Origin of the sequence: Pseudomonas sp. B21-015, from assembly GCF_024749285.1 — a bacterium.
Lineage (GTDB): Bacteria > Pseudomonadota > Gammaproteobacteria > Pseudomonadales > Pseudomonadaceae > Aquipseudomonas.
Genome location: NZ_CP087196.1, coordinates 5,413,197 through 5,428,829 on the forward strand (window position 1 = coordinate 5,413,197; position 15,633 = coordinate 5,428,829).

12 protein-coding genes are annotated in these 15,633 nt (G+C 59.6%); 10 read left to right on the top strand and 2 right to left on the bottom strand.

What is annotated here, in order from left to right:
• Window positions 1-7 precede the first annotated feature (7 nt).
• From algG to LOY38_RS24850, 7 genes are all read left to right on the top strand, one after another.
• Window positions 8-1,609, top strand: coding sequence for a mannuronan 5-epimerase AlgG (algG, locus tag LOY38_RS24820; RefSeq protein WP_258697467.1), 1,602 nt, complete (start codon window positions 8-10; stop codon window positions 1,607-1,609).
• Between the two features lie 10 nt (window positions 1,610-1,619).
• Window positions 1,620-3,071, top strand: a complete 1,452-nt coding sequence (locus LOY38_RS24825; protein ID WP_258697468.1) for an alginate O-acetyltransferase — start codon at window positions 1,620-1,622, stop codon at window positions 3,069-3,071.
• An 11-nt stretch (window positions 3,072-3,082) separates the two neighbouring features.
• Window positions 3,083-4,216: a mannuronate-specific alginate lyase gene (locus LOY38_RS24830; RefSeq protein ID WP_258697469.1), complete on the top strand. Its 1,134-nt coding sequence runs from the start codon at window positions 3,083-3,085 to the stop codon at window positions 4,214-4,216.
• Between the two features lie 192 nt (window positions 4,217-4,408).
• Entirely contained in the window at window positions 4,409-5,974 is a 1,566-nt protein-coding gene (locus LOY38_RS24835; RefSeq protein ID WP_258697470.1) for an MBOAT family protein, read from the top strand.
• 11 nt (window positions 5,975-5,985) lie between these two features.
• Window positions 5,986-7,161, top strand: a complete 1,176-nt coding sequence (locus LOY38_RS24840) for an alginate O-acetyltransferase (protein WP_258697471.1) — start codon at window positions 5,986-5,988, stop codon at window positions 7,159-7,161.
• 17 nt (window positions 7,162-7,178) lie between these two features.
• On the top strand, window positions 7,179-7,835 hold the full coding sequence (locus LOY38_RS24845; protein WP_258697472.1) for an alginate O-acetyltransferase AlgF: 657 nt from the start codon (window positions 7,179-7,181) through the stop codon (window positions 7,833-7,835).
• Window positions 7,836-8,045: 210 nt separating this feature from the next.
• On the top strand, window positions 8,046-9,497 hold the full coding sequence (locus tag LOY38_RS24850) for a mannose-1-phosphate guanylyltransferase/mannose-6-phosphate isomerase (protein ID WP_258697473.1): 1,452 nt from the start codon (window positions 8,046-8,048) through the stop codon (window positions 9,495-9,497).
• 92 nt (window positions 9,498-9,589) lie between these two features.
• On the opposite strand, the gene LOY38_RS24855 is transcribed toward LOY38_RS24850, so the two are convergent.
• Window positions 9,590-12,379 carry an RHS repeat domain-containing protein gene (locus LOY38_RS24855; protein ID WP_258697474.1) on the bottom strand — a complete coding sequence of 930 codons (2,790 nt, stop codon included), beginning with the start codon at window positions 12,377-12,379 and terminating at the stop codon, window positions 9,590-9,592.
• A 178-nt stretch (window positions 12,380-12,557) separates the two neighbouring features.
• On the opposite strand from LOY38_RS24855, the gene LOY38_RS24860 reads away from it, so the two are divergent.
• On the top strand, window positions 12,558-13,022 hold the full coding sequence (locus tag LOY38_RS24860) for a multidrug transporter (RefSeq protein WP_258697475.1): 465 nt from the start codon (window positions 12,558-12,560) through the stop codon (window positions 13,020-13,022).
• A 32-nt stretch (window positions 13,023-13,054) separates the two neighbouring features.
• Window positions 13,055-13,879 carry an SDR family oxidoreductase gene (locus tag LOY38_RS24865; protein ID WP_258697476.1) on the top strand — a complete coding sequence of 275 codons (825 nt, stop codon included), beginning with the start codon at window positions 13,055-13,057 and terminating at the stop codon, window positions 13,877-13,879.
• Window positions 13,880-13,959: 80 nt separating this feature from the next.
• Here LOY38_RS24865 and LOY38_RS24870 read toward each other — a convergent pair whose 3' ends face one another.
• Entirely contained in the window at window positions 13,960-14,298 is a 339-nt protein-coding gene (locus tag LOY38_RS24870) for a DUF3592 domain-containing protein (protein WP_258697477.1), read from the bottom strand.
• A gap of 273 nt (window positions 14,299-14,571) precedes the next feature.
• Here LOY38_RS24870 and LOY38_RS24875 point away from each other — a divergent pair, with 273 nt between their 5' ends.
• A complete protein-coding gene (locus LOY38_RS24875; RefSeq protein WP_258697478.1) occupies window positions 14,572-15,594 on the top strand; it encodes a sel1 repeat family protein in 1,023 nt (340 codons plus the stop codon).
• Window positions 15,595-15,633 lie beyond the last annotated feature (39 nt).

Here is a 15,633-nt window from a genome sequence, read left to right on the forward strand (position 1 = left end):
GCCCGACATGAACAGTGCCAAGAAAGGCTCGATCAGCCTGCTGGCCGGCGCGCTGCTGCTGGCCAGCACGGCGGCCTTCGCCACCGTTGAACCGGCCAAGTCTGTGCACCAGCCTGAACAGCAGAGCAAATCGGCGACCATGGCCAAGGGACTGCAACAGGCCAAGACCTACACCGTCAGCAGCGCGCCAACCGCGCCGCTGGACCTGGCCAAGCCAGAACTGCCGGACACCTCTGGCTACACCGCCGAAGCCATCGCCGCGAAAATCGTGCGCACCAAACCCGGCAAGATCAGCGTGCGCCGGATGATGCAGGAAGACGCCCTGAAGGACTTCATCGGCGGCGACAACAAGATGGCCGAGTGGGTGGTGCGTCAGCATGGCATCCCGCAGGCGATCTTTGTCGACGACGGCTACATGAACCTCAAGGACTTGGCGAAGAAGCTGCCCAAGCAGTACTTCAGCGAAACCTCGCCGGGCGTGTTCCTGGCGAAGTTGCCGATCGTGGTGGGTAACAAGGGCATTCTGGAAATCGACAAGCAGACCCAGGAATTGCGCCTGTCCCAAGAGGCCGGTTCGTTCCTGGTCAACGACGGCCAGTTGTTCGTGCGTGATACCAAAATCACTGGCTGGAGCGAGAAGGCAAACGGCCCGGCGGCCTTCAAGTCGCCCAAGGAATTCCGTCCATTCCTGCTGTCCTGGGGTGGCACCGAGACCTACATCGCCAACAGCAAGATCGCCAGTTTCGGTTACGCCAACAGTAAGTCCTACGGCGTGAGTATTTCCCAATACACGCCGAACATGGCCAAGGTGCTCAAGCGCCCTGAACCGACCGGCTGGATCGTCGGCTCCGAGTTCTCGGACATGTGGTACGGCTTCTACTGCTATGAAACCCGCGACTTCGTGGTCAAGGGCAACACCTACAAAGACAACATCGTCTACGGCATCGACCCCCATGACCGTTCCCACGGTCTGATCATCGCCGACAACACGGTGTTCGGGACCAAGAAGAAGCACGGGATCATTATTTCCCGTGAGGTCAACGACAGCTTCATCTTCAACAACCGCAGCTACGACAACAAGCTGTCGGGCCTGGTGATCGACCGTAACAGTGTGAACAACCTGATCGCCTACAACGAGATCTACAAGAACCACACCGACGGCATCACCCTCTACGAGAGTGCCGACAATCTGTTGTGGGGCAACAAGGTGATCAGCAACCGACGCCACGGCATCCGTATTCGTAACAGCGTGAACATTCGCCTGTACGAAAACGTCTCGATGGCCAACGGCCTGACCGGTGTCTACGGGCACATCAAAGACCTGACCGACACCGACCGGGACATCAAGCTCGACCCGTTCGACGCCGAGGTGTCGCTGATCGTGGTCGGCGGTGAACTGGCCGCCAATGGCAGCGGACCGCTGTCGATCGACTCGCCGCTGAGCGTGGAGTTGTATCGCGTGTCGATGCTCGCGCCGACCAAATCCAGCGGCATCAGCTTCTCCGGGATTCTCGGCGAGCGCCAGGATGAAATTCTCGACCTGCTGGTGCGCCAGCAGAAAGCCGTGCTGATCGACCCTGTCGAACGCCAGACCGAAATGCGGGACTGAGGATAATTTTATGCACCCACACTTGATCAAATTACTCAGCCTGTCGGCCCTGACCGCGGGCATTCTCGCGGCCAGCACTGGCGTGCGTGCCGAAGACGCCAAAGCACCGAGCTTCAACGCCGAGCCGTGCTGCAGCCTGTGCCCGGCAGCCCACGACCCGAAGAACTACACCACCCGCTATCAGCAGAACTTCACCACGCTGGTGCAGGCGCAAGGCGACTGGCTATTCCGTACGCAAGAAGACTTGCGCACCGAGTTCGACACCACGCCCGCCGGCTACAAACGCCTGAAACAACTGCACGAAGCGTTCAAGAGCAGAGGTGTGGAGCTGGTCATCGTTTACCAGCCGACCCGTGGCCTGGTGAACCGCAACAAGCTGAACCCGGAAGAAAAAGCCAGATACGATTTTGACAAGGCACTGACCAACTACAAGAGCATGCTCGGGCGTTTCGCGCAGATGGGCTACGTGGTCCCGGACCTGTCGCCGCTGACCAACGAATCGCTGCCCGACACCCTGCCAGCCCACGATTTCTACTTCCGCGGCGACCAGCACTGGACGCCGTATGGCGCCCAGCGCACGGCTAAAATCGTCGCCGAGAAGGTCAAGCAATTGCCGGCCTTCGCCGACGTTCCCAAGCGTGAATTCGAGACCCATAAGTCGGGTCGCATGGGCAAGACCGGAACGTTACACAACATGGCGGGTCAACTCTGTGGCACCAGCTACGCGATCCAGTACATGGATCAGTTCACCACCGAGCCCAAGGGCGAAGCGGCGGATGGCGATCTGTTCAGTGATTCCGGCAATCCGGAAATCACCCTGGTCGGCACCAGTCACAGCGGCAAGAACTACAACTTCGCCGGTTTCCTCGAAGAGGCCATCGGCGCCGACATCCTCAACGTAGCGTTCCCCGGCGGCGGCCTGGAAGGATCGATGCTGCAGTACCTGGGCAGCGAAGAGTTCCAGACCAAACCACCGAAGATTCTCATCTGGGAATTCTCGCCGCTTTATCGCCTCGACCAGGAAACCATCTACCGCCAGATGATGGCGCTGCTGGACAACGGTTGCGAAGGCAAAGACGCACAGATGAGCGCCAGCGCCACGCTGAAGCCGGGCAAAAACGAATTGATGGTCAACAGCAAGAACCTGGACCTGCGCAACAGCAGCCACCAGGTCGATATCCGCTTCGCCGACACCTCGGTGAAAACCTTGCAAGCCACCCTCTGGTACATGAATGGGCGCCACGAGGACATCAAGATCGACAAACCGGAAACCTCCGATACCGACGGGCGTTTCGCCTTCGAGTTGCGCACGGACGAAGACTGGGCCTCGCAGAATCTGCTGGCCGTCGAAGTCCAGGGGCCTGAAAAAGCAGGTACCGCGCCGCAGAAAGTCGAAGCGAAAATCTGCAAACGCAACGTGTTCTCCGGCGCCGAGCAGCGTACCGCTCAAGCCGGGCAATGAGGCTACCTCTTATGAACTGCATGCAAACCCGAACGCTGAAAAAGTTACTCGCGCCGTCCCTGCTGACGCTGGCGATGTTCGCCGGCGCCACCCAGGCCGCCGCGCCACTGCGCCCGCCACAGGGTTACTTCGCGCCGATTGAAAAAGTCAAAGCCGGCGACAAGAGCGAAGGCTGCGACGCGATGCCGACGCCCTACACTGGCGCCCTGCAATTTCGTAGCAAATACGAAGGTTCCGACAAGGCCCGTTCGACCCTGAACGAGGCATCGGAAAAAGCCTTCCGCGAGACCACCGCCGACATCACCAAGATCGAGCGCGGCACCAGCAAGCGGGTGATGCAGTTCATGCGTGACGGTCGCCCGGAACAGCTGGAGTGCACGCTCAACTGGCTGGCTACTTGGGCTCGGGCGGATGCGTTGATGTCCAAGGACTTCAACCACACCGGCAAGTCCATGCGCAAATGGGCCTTGGGCAGCATGGCTTCGTCCTACGTCCGCCTGAAATTCTCTGACTCGCATCCACTGGCCACCCACCAGGAAGAAGCGCAGGTGATTGAAGCCTGGTTCAGCAAAATGGCCGATCAGGTGGTCAGCGATTGGGACAACCTCCCGCTCGAACAAACCAACAACCACTCGTACTGGGCCGCCTGGTCGGTGATGGCCACGTCGGTCGCCACCAACCGCCGCGACCTGTTCGATTGGGCCGTCAAGGAATACAAGGTCGGCGCCAATCAGGTCGACGCCCAAGGCTTCCTGCCCAACGAACTCAAGCGTCAGCAACGCGCCCTCGCCTATCACAACTATGCCCTGCCGCCGCTGGCGATGATCGCCAGTTTCGCTCAGGTCAACGGTGTGGATTTGCGCCAGGAAAACAACGGGGCCTTGAAACGCCTGGGCGATCGCGTGCTCGCAGGGGTGAAAGACCCGGATGAATTCGAGAAGAAGAACGGCAAGGACCAGGACATGACCGACCTCAAGGTCGACTCGAAATTTGCCTGGCTCGAGCCGTTCTGCTCGCTCTACACCTGCACGCCGGATGTGCTGGCGCAGAAACACAAAATGCAGCCGTTCAAGACCTTCCGCCTCGGTGGGGATTTGACCAAGGTCTACGACCCGGCCAGCGCAAAAGCCAACAAAGGCTCTTAGGGTTGATCGTTCCCACGCTCCGCGTGGGAATGCAGCCCGTGACGCTCCGCGTCACATGCCGAAGCGGACGCAGAGCGTCCAGTGAGGCATTCCCACGCAGAGCGTGGGAACGATCGTAACTCTCCAGATTTTCGTGGGGGGTTTGGGGGGGCCGTTGGCCCTTGACTGTTGGTTAAACATGGAGAGATCGGGATGGTATTTTCATCCAACGTGTTCCTGTTTCTGTTCTTGCCGATCTTTCTCGGCTTGTACTACTTGAGCGGGCAACGCTATCGCAACCTGCTGCTGCTGATCGCCAGCTACGTGTTCTACGCCTGGTGGCGTGTGGACTTCCTTGCGCTGTTCGCAGCCGTCACGCTGTGGAACTACTGGATCGGCCTGAAAGTCGGTGCGGCAGGCGTTCGGACCAAACCGGCCCAACGCTGGTTGCTCCTGGGCGTGGGCGTCGACCTGTGCATCCTCGGCTACTTCAAGTACGCCAACTTCGGCGTGGACAGCATCAACGCGATGATGACCTCGGTCGGTCTTTCGCCGTTCATTCTGACCCATGTGCTGTTGCCGATCGGGATCTCGTTCTACATCTTCGAGTCCATCAGCTACATCATCGACGTCTACCGTGGTGATACCCCGGCGACCCGCAACCTGATCGACTTTGCCGCATTCGTGGCGATCTTCCCGCACCTGATCGCGGGCCCCGTGTTGCGTTTCCGTGACCTGGCCGACCAGTTCAACAACCGCACCCACACCCTCGACAAGTTCTCCGAAGGTGCCACGCGGTTCATGCAGGGCTTCATCAAGAAGGTCTTCATCGCCGACACCCTGGCGGTGGTGGCCGACCATTGCTTCGCCTTGCAGAACCCGACCACGGGCGACGCCTGGCTCGGCGCCCTGGCCTACACCGCGCAGCTGTACTTCGACTTCTCCGGCTACAGCGACATGGCGATTGGTCTGGGCTTGATGATGGGTTTCCGCTTCATGGAAAACTTCAAACAGCCGTACATCAGCCAGTCGATTACCGAGTTCTGGCGTCGCTGGCACATCAGCCTGTCGACCTGGTTGCGTGACTATCTGTACATCACCCTCGGCGGTAACCGTAAAGGCACGCTGATGACCTATCGCAACCTGTTCCTGACCATGCTGCTTGGCGGTCTGTGGCACGGCGCGAACATCACCTACATCGTCTGGGGCGCCTGGCACGGCATGTGGCTGGCGATCGAAAAAGCCCTCGGCCTGAACACCTCGCCGCGCAGCATCAACCCGATCCGTTGGGCCCTGACCTCCCTGCTTGTCGTCATGGGCTGGGTGATCTTCCGCTCGGAAAACCTGCACGTCGCCGGTCGCATGTACGGCGCGATGTTCAGCTTCGGCGAATGGTCGCTGTCGGAACTCAACCAGGCCAGCCTCACCGGTCTGCAAGTGGCGACCCTGGTGGTGGCCTACGTCACCCTGGCGTTCTTCGGCATCCGTGATTTCTACACCAACCGGCCACCGGTCAAGACCAGGCCTGCCGTAAACGTCGAGGCCGATGGCCCTGCCGCAGCGACGCCTGGAATGATCAAAGCCGTACCGGGTGACAACCCGGCCAGCATCCACGAACCGGGTTACACCGTCGGCGTTGAAGCGACTGTGCAACCGGCCTACTGGGTCGCGGACTGGCCGCGTTATGTGATGCGCACGCTGGTGCTGCTGCTGTTCATCGCCTCGATTCTCAAACTCTCGGCGCAAAGCTTCTCGCCGTTCCTTTACTTCCAGTTCTGAGGGATCTGACCATGACCCGCTCATTACGCATCTTCTACATCGCCCTGTTCCTGGTGACCTTGCTGGCCTTGGGCGTGTGGTCGGTACGCAGCTTCTTCGGCTTCAGTACCAACGCCGATGCCACCGTGCTCAACGGGCGTTGGACCAAAGCCGTCGAGACGCACTACGACGACGAGTTCCCGATCAAGCGCCTGGGCACCAACCTTTGGGCCGCGCTGGACTTCAAACTGTTCAACGAAGGTCGTCCGGGCGTGGTGCTCGGTCGCGATCAGTGGCTCTACAGCGATGAAGAGTTTCACCCGATCGTCAACGAAGAGTTGAACCTGCAAGGCAACTACGCGCTGGTCGAAGGCGTGCGCCAGGAACTGAAAGAGAAAGGCGTGCAACTGGTGATGGCCATTGTCCCGGCCAAGACGCGTCTGTACCCGGAACACCTGGGTGAAGTGAAGCCGGCGAGTATCCACGCCAATTTGTACCAGGACTTCCACGCTCGTGTGGCAGCCGACAAGATCCTCGCCCCTGACCTGCTCGGCCCGCTGCAAAAGGCCAAGCAAGGCGGTCAGCAAGTGTTCCTGCGTACCGACACCCACTGGACCCCGGAAGGCGCGCAAATCGCTGCCCAGACCCTGGCCAAAACCATTGCCGACAAAGCTCCGCTCAGCGGCGAACCGCAAAACTTCATCACCGAGCCTGCGGAGAAGGTGACGCACAAGGGTGACCTGAGGTTGTTCCTGCCGCTGGACCCGCTGTTCGAAAACCTGATGCCGGCGCCAGAACCTTTGCAAAAGCGCAACACCGTGGCGGCCCAGGACCAGCCCGCCGGTGATGACGCCCTGTTCGCCAACACTGAAGTGCCGGTGGCCCTGATCGGCACCAGCTACAGCGCCAACCCGAACTGGAACTTCGTCGGCGCGCTGAAAGAAGCGTTGCACAGCGACGTGGTCAGCTACGCCGAAGACGGCCACGGTCCGATTCTGCCGATGCTCAGCTACCTGAAAAGCGATGCCTTCAAGAACAGCCCGCCACAAGTGCTGATCTGGGAGTTTCCTGAACGATATCTGCCTGTGAACAACGAAATCGGTGACGCCGACCCACAGTGGGTCGCAGAGCTTAAACAAGCCGGCGCACGCCAACAAAACGTAGCTGCAAACACTAAATCCGAGACGCCCGACCGGGCGCAAAACTGAAAGAGAGAGGTACTACCATGACTTTCACTACTACTCCTCGCCGTCTCGCCAAGACCTTCGCCCTCGTCGCCGGCATGAGCGTGCTGTCGATGCAGGCGTTCGCCGGTGGCGACGCCGCCCTCTACGGCCCGACCGCACCAAAAGGCTCGAGCTTCGTGCGGGTCTACAATGCCGGCAATGCTGAAGTCAGCGCCACCGTCGGTACCACCAACCTGAACGAAGTCGCGCCGCTGTCCAGCACCGACTTCAGCTTCATGCCGGGCGGCGACTACAGCGCCAAGGTCGGCAGCCAGACCCTGCCGGTGAAACTGGCCGGCGATCACTATTACACCCTGGTCAACAACGCCAGCGGCGCGCCGCAACTGATCGAAGAGCCACCGTTCAAGAACAAGCAGAAATCCCTGGTACGCGTGCAGAACCTGAGCGACAAGGCCCTGACCCTGAAAACCGCCGACGGCAAGACCGAAGTCATTCCGTCCGTGGCGGCCAAGGGCCGTGGCGAGCGTGAAATCAACCCGGTGAAAGTCAGCCTGGCACTGTACGACGGCGCCACCAAAGTCGGCGACGTGAAACCGGTTGCCCTGGAGCGTGGTGAAGCCGCGGTGCTGTACGTCACCGGCAACGGCAGCAGCCTGTCGCCAGTCTGGGTCAAACGCCCGGTGTCGACGCGCTAACACATTTGCCGGATTGACCCATATCCCTGTGGGAGCGGGCTTGCCCGCGATGCAGACAACTCGGTGCAACAGATACTCCGAGGTGATGCCATCGCAGGCAAGCCAGCTCCCACAGGAGACCCAGGCGTCAATTCGGACACGGAACAAGAACAAGAGTGAAACGACAGAACGTTCGTGGCTCTAACCAATCGATTTTAAAGGAGTAACAACATGATTCCGGTGATCTTGTCAGGTGGTAGCGGCTCACGTCTTTGGCCGCTTTCGCGCAAGCAATTCCCCAAGCAATTCCTCGCCCTGACCGGCGAACAAACGCTGTTCCAGCAAACCCTGGAACGCCTGGTGTTCGAAGGCATGGACACCCCGATCGTGGTCTGCAACAAGGACCATCGCTTCATCGTCAACGAGCAGCTGGGCGCCCGCAACCTGGACGTGCAGCGCGTGCTGATGGAACCCTTCGGCCGTAACACCGCACCAGCCGTGGCCCTGACCGCGATGATGCTGGTCAATGAAGGTCGCGACGAGCTGATGCTGGTGCTGCCGGCCGACCACGTGCTGGAAGACCAGAAAGCCCTGCAACGCGCCCTGGCCCTGGCCACCGTGGCGGCCGAGCGTGGCGAGATGGTGCTGTTCGGCGTGCCGGCGACCAAACCGGAAACCGGTTACGGCTACATCAAATCCACCAACGATGCCCTGCTGCCGGAAGGCGTCAGCCGTGTCTCGCACTTCGTCGAAAAACCCGACGTGAAACGCGCCACCGAATTCGTCCAGTCCGGTGGTTACTTCTGGAACAGCGGCATGTTCCTGTTCCGCGCCAGCCGTTTCCTCGAAGAGCTGAAAAAACACGATCCGGACATCTACGACACCTGCGTACTGACACTGGAACGTAGTGCACAAGACGCCGACACCGTCGACATCGACCCCGCCACCTTCGCTTGCTGCCCGGACAATTCCATCGACTACTCGGTGATGGAAAAAACCCAGCGCGCCTGCGTGGTGCCGCTGACCGCAGGCTGGAGCGATGTCGGTTGCTGGTCGTCGCTGTGGGAAGTCAATGAAAAAGACGCCAACGGTAACGTCACCAAAGGCGACGTGGTCATCCAGGACAGCAAGAACTGCATGATCCACGGCAACGGCAAACTGGTGTCGGTGATCGGCCTGGAAAACATCGTGGTCGTCGAAACCAAGGACGCCATGATGATTGTCCACAAGGACAAGGTCCAAGGCGTGAAGCAGATGGTCAACACCCTCAACGAGCAGGGCCGCAGCGAAACCCAGACCCACTGCGAAGTCTATCGTCCGTGGGGCTCCTACGACTCGGTGGACATGGGCGGCCGCTTCCAGGTCAAGCGTATCTCGGTCAAGCCGGGCGCGTGCCTGTCGCTGCAGATGCACCACCACCGCGCCGAACACTGGATCGTGGTCAGCGGTACCGCCGAAGTGACCTGCGACGAAAACGTGTTCCTGCTGACTGAAAACCAGTCGACCTACATCCCGATCGCCTCGGTCCACCGTCTGCGCAACCCGGGCAAGATTCCACTCGAGATCATCGAAGTGCAATCGGGTAGCTACCTGGGCGAAGACGATATCGAGCGGTTCGAAGATATCTACGGTCGTTCCACCCCGATCGAACGCGGCGTATCGGTGAAAACCATCGCGCAGTGATTGACCGGTAAAACAAAAAGCCCCCGTCCAGCCCGCTGCGTCCCTATCCGCAGGGGGTTGGGCGGGGGCTTTTTACATCAGGGTCACCATGATTAAAAAGGTATCCATTGATTGCTCTTCGCGGGCCTGTAAGCGACGATGTGAGCGCTCGGAATCGGAGTAATGAAGGTCATTTCCACAGTCATGGGGGGAATCATTGCAACGAACTCGGACTGATCCAGTGTGTCGCCACTCATCAACACTCTGGTACCCAACTTTCCTTTGGGAATGAATTTGAAAGGTGACCCGAGCCCCAGCGTTTGATCATTGATGGCTCGCTCTTTCAAACCCGGAATTTCCATCCGGTACAGGAAAGCTCTTGTGTCACCGTACCCTCCTGAGTCTTCATCCATGCCGGTGGACACGTAACCCGCAACGGGGCTTCTAACGTGCTCCTGGGCCAGGGTGTTGATCCCTTTGGTCACAGCGGCCTGCCTGAACTCCTCTTTGATTTTTGACCCTCTGTTATCCCTGGGGAAAAAACCACCCGCGGTACGGATCTGGTCGGGGTCACGATTGTCCCCCCTCATGGCCACACCCCCCCCTCGTGGGCCAATCGACAATGAATGCGAGCCGACAACCATTGAATCGGTCGCGTATGAAGGGAGCGCCCCCGTAGACGGAGACGCCGTGGGCAACGCAATTGGCGCCGGTGGTCGTTGGGGAGCTTCCTTTTTCGCTGGCGCAGCTACATTCATCTGAACCGGGCTGGATCGCGTGGGCACGGGTGGGCGGGGAGGCGCAGACGGAAGTGCTCCCGGCCTCAGCGGGATCGGGGGACGTGCAGGTGCCGGAGCCCCGGATGCATAGGCTCCATCAGAAAGTCCTGTCATGCTTGAAACCAAACTGCCCTTTGCCTTGTCGGGATTAAGCCCGTTTTCATCAACCAGGCCTACCGGGTTGTTTCGAACCATCCGATACAGGTTCAAACCATCAACCGTTCCTGCCGGATCCGGCTTCAACCACCGCTGCAACCACGGGATGTAATAGCGATATCCATAGTAATAAAGCCCCGTTGCATCCCGCTCCTTGCCCGAGTAACGAACGGTTTTGTAACTGACCTCGATCACATCATCCCCGGCCAGGCAGGCCGTCTCGCCGAACGGGTAAAAGGTTTCCCGGCTGATGATCCGTGCATCAGCGGCCAACTCCAGGCTGATCGAACCCAAATGATCGGTGAAGCCATATCGATACTGGTCGTTTGTTCCCGAAGGCGGAGTGCTCTCCCAGTGCAACACCCGCACGCTGTTGAGTCCGGCCTGGGCGGTGATCACCTGCAGCACCTCGCCGGTACCGTTATCGGTGCGCCACTCCAGCCCCGGCAAGTAACGCACGTCAGCGACCACAGTCCGGGCGTTGGTCTGCAACGAGCGGATTTTACGTATGCGCTGGCCGCCGCCATCGTAGAGATACGACTCCCTGTCATTGCGCCCGGAAGCACGTTCCACCGGGCTGACCGATTGCAGCTGGTTGCGCAGATCCCACGTCAGAAAGCGCCTCTGGTCCAGCTCCAGCAAATTGCCCTTGGCGTCGAACGCGGCGGCGATTTCGTCTTCAGTCGGTGGCACGCCGTTACGATATGGCAGGCAGCGGTTGCTGTAGCGGGCGGCTTTCAAATCGCGCCCGTGGTCTTGCGCGCCGACGTGGGTCAGTTTCAACAGATTGCCGCCTGCGTCATAGCGGTAGGTCTGGCGGTAGTTGCCGACAGCCGCCGGGTCGGTGCGGCGGACCGACTCGGGCCCTTGATTGGGACCGCCCGCCTCCCAGCCAGAGGCCTCGATCAGCTGGTACAGGCTGTCGTAGCTGAAGCGATTGATCGGGTCGATACGCTGGTTGGCGAAGTAGCGGATGGGCAACGCCTGATCCTCGATGCTCAACACATTGCCCATCGGGTCATAGTCGTAGATCAGATGCTGCAACATTCGGGTGCCGGCATCCTGTACCCGACGTTCCATCAACAGACCATCTTCGGGACGGTAAACGAGGGTCGTTTGCACTGCGTTGCCCGTTGTTTCGTGCTCGACCTGCCCCTGCGCGCTGTACTGGATATCGCTGACCAGCACTTGCCAGGCGGTCAGTCCATGGAGTCGCAGACGAGTTTCACGCAACAGACCATCAAGGGTCAGACTGAAGACCTGACGATTGCCCTTGGCATCGGTCCGCTCCAACCCATCACCCAGTGGGCCGAACCGCCATGCGGATGTCGCGCCCAAACCGGGTTCGAGCAGCCGTTGGCGATCATTGATCAGTTCCGGCCAGTCGGGGGTGACCGGATCGAGAGTGAAGTGCCGAGTGTTTTCGACACATTGGCCGCTGATCGCAAACGCGTCGAACAGCACACTGCCCGCCGGGTCATCGTGGCGAATCAGTTGGCCGTATTGGTTATGGTCCTGATTACCCTGGCCAGGACAACCATACTCAAAACGTTCGACACAGCGACGCGGCTGCGCAGCGCCCTGCTCGAACACTGCCACTGGCCTCAGTAAATCGTCATATTCAACCTCGCGACAGGTTTCGCGGCTGTCCCGGCCCAACAACACTTCGTCGGCCAAGCCATACAGGTTGATCTGCGTTCCGGCGTCGACGCTGTCCGTGCGCAGCGCGTTCCCGGACAGCGAGTACACCGTGGTCAGATTGGCCGGTGCCAGGGGATCGCCCACCTGCAGCGCCCACAATCGCGGATCCCACTGTTTCACCGCCCGCCCTGCGCCATCGTGAACAGTGCGGCTGATGCGGGCCTCGGTGGGCAGGTTGTCGACGGCCCGCCAATAATCAACCGAACGAATTGATAAACCACGCGGATCGACGACCGTCAGCGTGGGTGTCTTGTGGTGCATTCCCATTGTTACCGCCCATCGAATAACTGCCCTGTTGGCCAATGTCTTCTAACGCTTCGAGCGCAGGGCTGGCTACTGTCAGAAATTACAGTGCAGGCCAGCGGTGCAATCCCTTGCTCGCCGAATGTCCATTCCCGTGCCCCTTCGGTAGGATGGTGGTCATGAGTTAAAGGAGCGTTCAAACATGTTCATCGGCGTCCTGCTGGTCATCACCTGGCTGATCCTGCTGCTGCGCTACCCGGCCAAGGCCGTGCCGGTTTCCATGGCCGCCGCTGTCGGATTGGGCCTGGTGGCGACGTGGGTGTTCTGGATGGACAACCGCGAGGTCAAGCAACTGGCACGTCTTGAGCTGCGCATCACCTACGCGCCCGAACACTGCCCGGCGGATCGGCCGTTGCAGCTGAAAATGAACAACGGCAACGACGTGCCGCTGACCGAGTTACGCTGGCGCATCGCGGCGTATGCGCCGGGCGATACGGTGAACCTGGCCGACAATCAATACGCCGCACCGCGTTATCGCGGCCCCGGCGAATTGCAGGCCGGCGGCACTTGGGAAGACTGCTTGCCGATGCCGCCCCTGCGCCCTGGTTACCGTCCGCAAACCCTGGAGTTTCGCGCCGAGCGTTTGCAGGGTAGTTTCTCCGACTGATTCCCCCTCTTCTCTTGCACAAGGACCGCGCCATGCCCGTTGCGTTGATTACCGGTTGTTCCAGCGGCATTGGCCGCGCCCTCGCCGATGTGTTCAAAGGGGCCGGATACGAAGTCTGGGCCAGCGCCCGCAAGGCTGAAGATGTGGCCGCGTTAACCGCCGCCGGTTTCACGGCCGTACAACTGGACGTCAACGACGGCCCGGCACTTGAACAGCTGAGCGAGCGGATCAATCAGCAACACGGCGGCCTCGATGTGCTGATCAACAATGCCGGCTATGGCGCCATGGGGCCGCTGCTCGACGGTGGTGTGCCGGCGATGCAGCGCCAATTCGAAACCAATGTGTTCGCGATTGTTGGCGTGACCCGCGCGCTGTTCCCGGTGTTGCGTCGGGCCAAAGGGATCGTGGTAAACATCGGCAGCGTTTCCGGGGTGTTGGTCACACCGTTTGCCGGCGCGTATTGCGCCTCGAAAGCCGCTGTCCATGCCTTGAGCGATGCATTGCGCATGGAGCTGGCGCCGTTCGGTATCCATGTGATGGAAGTGCAGCCAGGCGCGATCGAGTCCAGCTTCGCCAAGAATGCCGGGCATGAGGTGGAGCAGTTGATCACCGAGCAATCGCCGTGGTTTGCGCTACGCGAAGGTATTCGTGCGCGGGCCAAGGCCTCACAGGACAAACCGACGCCGGCCGGGGAGTTTGCCGCTGAGCTGCTCAAAGCAGTGCAACAGAGCAAACCGCCACGGCTGATCCGCATTGGCAATGGCAGTTGGGCATTGCCGCTGTTGACAACGTTGCTGCCCAAGGGCTTGCTGGAGTCGACCTTGATGAAGCGCTTCGGTTTGAATCGCCAACTCTGAGCGTGGCAAACCGGTCTAATCGCGCCAGACCGTCACGATCATCATCAGACTGAGCAGTGCCATGGCGCCCATGGCGAGGCTCAGGCCCAGAGTGAAAAAGTGCCGGGTATCACTTCACGAGGATCGGCCGGATTGTGGAATACGGTCACCTTGTCCCCAGCCTCAACGCCGGAAAACTCGTCTCTGAACTCATGAATGACCGGTGTGCCGTAGGCCGTGACAAAGGCAACTTTTCTGACGTAGGTATAGCTGTGACCGCTCTGCACGCCGATAATTCGAGAGTTTGATGTACTCACGACTTCAGCGTGTGCCTTGACTCCCCTGATTCTGAGATCAAAGAAATCGTACCCTTGTAAACGGCACCGGCCGTGCTCAGCAGCATCCGACCGAAGAACAAACCTGCTATGTACTTCATCCACGCGCTCCTTGCGGGTTTTGAAGGGGCGGCAATATAGCGACTGGACATCACAACAACAATTCGATCACACCGCCGGTGCCGCATCCACACAGGTTTGTATGTCCGGGTGCTTTCAGTAGAATGCGCGCACTTGAGACAAGTCGACGCGTTTACGCCGACTCAAGCAGCATGGAATCGCTGGCATTAAAATTGAAGCACGGATTGCTTTGCCTTCCCGCTCTTCCCCTGCCCGTTCCATGCGACCTTTATTCAATCGCAGATCAGGGAATATCCATTGAACGTTTTCAACGTGCTGCCACTGGCCTTTGTTGCCTTGTTGGCCGGCTGCAGCGTCGGCTCCGAACAGACCACCAGCAAAGAGCCCTCCCTCAACGACACGCTGCCCAAGCTGACCTTGCAAAGTGTGCTGCCGTCACCGTCCAGCAATGAACAGTGCAATGCGCAAATGGACAGCGACATTCTGTTCGGCCTCGGTTTTCAACTATACGGCGATCAGGAATGGGACACCGCCAAAAGCTGCCTGGAACTGGCCGCGCCGAAACACCCTCGCGCCTTCTGCTATCTGTCGATGATCGCCGGCCAGGACGAAAGCAAAACCCCGGATCAACGCAACAGCGACGCCTTTAATTACATGGCCTATTCGGCGATGCAGAATGACTGGTGCGCAGAATACGGTCTGTATCAGGCCTACCAATACGGCAGCAGCGGAGCCAAGCAAGATCCTGCGATGGCCAGCCGTTGGCTTGAGCGTTCTTCGGTGCATGGTTACCCCGAGGCTCAGAAGGAACTGATCAAGCAGTACGAAGAGCAAGGCAACCTGGTCGCCGCCTACGCCTGGACAAAGATCATGGCCAAGGACGATGGCTCGTCAGCTGCCGATACCCTAAAAACGAAGATGACCGCCGCGCAAATCACCGACGGTGAAAAGCGTTACACGGAGCTCGCTGGCCAGGTCACCAGCAAAAAAGCCATGTACGCCGAAGCGCGGGAAGAAGACGTCGGCCGTTACTCCGCCGAAATCTACCAAGACTATCCGGACACCTTCAAAGGCCTGTCGTCTGCCGAGCGCTACGACTACGTGAAGCAGTCGATGTACAAAGCCATTGACCTGCCGTTCACCAAGAGCCGTGGCCACGTGCTGAGCTATATCGTGATCAATCGCGCCGCACAGCTGAAAAAACCTGACGCAAATATCGCGAATGACCAGAAGATCGTCGCCCTCATGGAAGATGACGAGTTGTCGGTGGCTGAAACGATCAAGCATGGCTTGCTGGTGGTCAACAAGTTCTACAGGTAAACCGATACAGCGGTGGCGAGGGAGCTTGCTCCCTCGTTC

Excerpts from the sequence above, each read along its gene's own strand:
- algG (WP_258697467.1), top strand. The coding sequence starts at position 8 with ATGAACAGTGCCAAGAAAGGCTCGATCAGCCTGCTGGCCGGCGCGCTG.
- LOY38_RS24825 (WP_258697468.1), top strand. The coding sequence starts at position 1,620 with ATGCACCCACACTTGATCAAATTACTCAGCCTGTCGGCCCTGACCGCG.
- LOY38_RS24830 (WP_258697469.1), top strand. The coding sequence starts at position 3,083 with ATGAACTGCATGCAAACCCGAACGCTGAAAAAGTTACTCGCGCCGTCC.
- LOY38_RS24835 (WP_258697470.1), top strand. The coding sequence starts at position 4,409 with ATGGTATTTTCATCCAACGTGTTCCTGTTTCTGTTCTTGCCGATCTTT.
- LOY38_RS24840 (WP_258697471.1), top strand. The coding sequence starts at position 5,986 with ATGACCCGCTCATTACGCATCTTCTACATCGCCCTGTTCCTGGTGACC.
- LOY38_RS24845 (WP_258697472.1), top strand. The coding sequence starts at position 7,179 with ATGACTTTCACTACTACTCCTCGCCGTCTCGCCAAGACCTTCGCCCTC.
- LOY38_RS24850 (WP_258697473.1), top strand. The coding sequence starts at position 8,046 with ATGATTCCGGTGATCTTGTCAGGTGGTAGCGGCTCACGTCTTTGGCCG.
- LOY38_RS24855 (WP_258697474.1), bottom strand. The coding sequence starts at position 12,379 with ATGGGAATGCACCACAAGACACCCACGCTGACGGTCGTCGATCCGCGT.
- LOY38_RS24860 (WP_258697475.1), top strand. The coding sequence starts at position 12,558 with ATGTTCATCGGCGTCCTGCTGGTCATCACCTGGCTGATCCTGCTGCTG.
- LOY38_RS24865 (WP_258697476.1), top strand. The coding sequence starts at position 13,055 with ATGCCCGTTGCGTTGATTACCGGTTGTTCCAGCGGCATTGGCCGCGCC.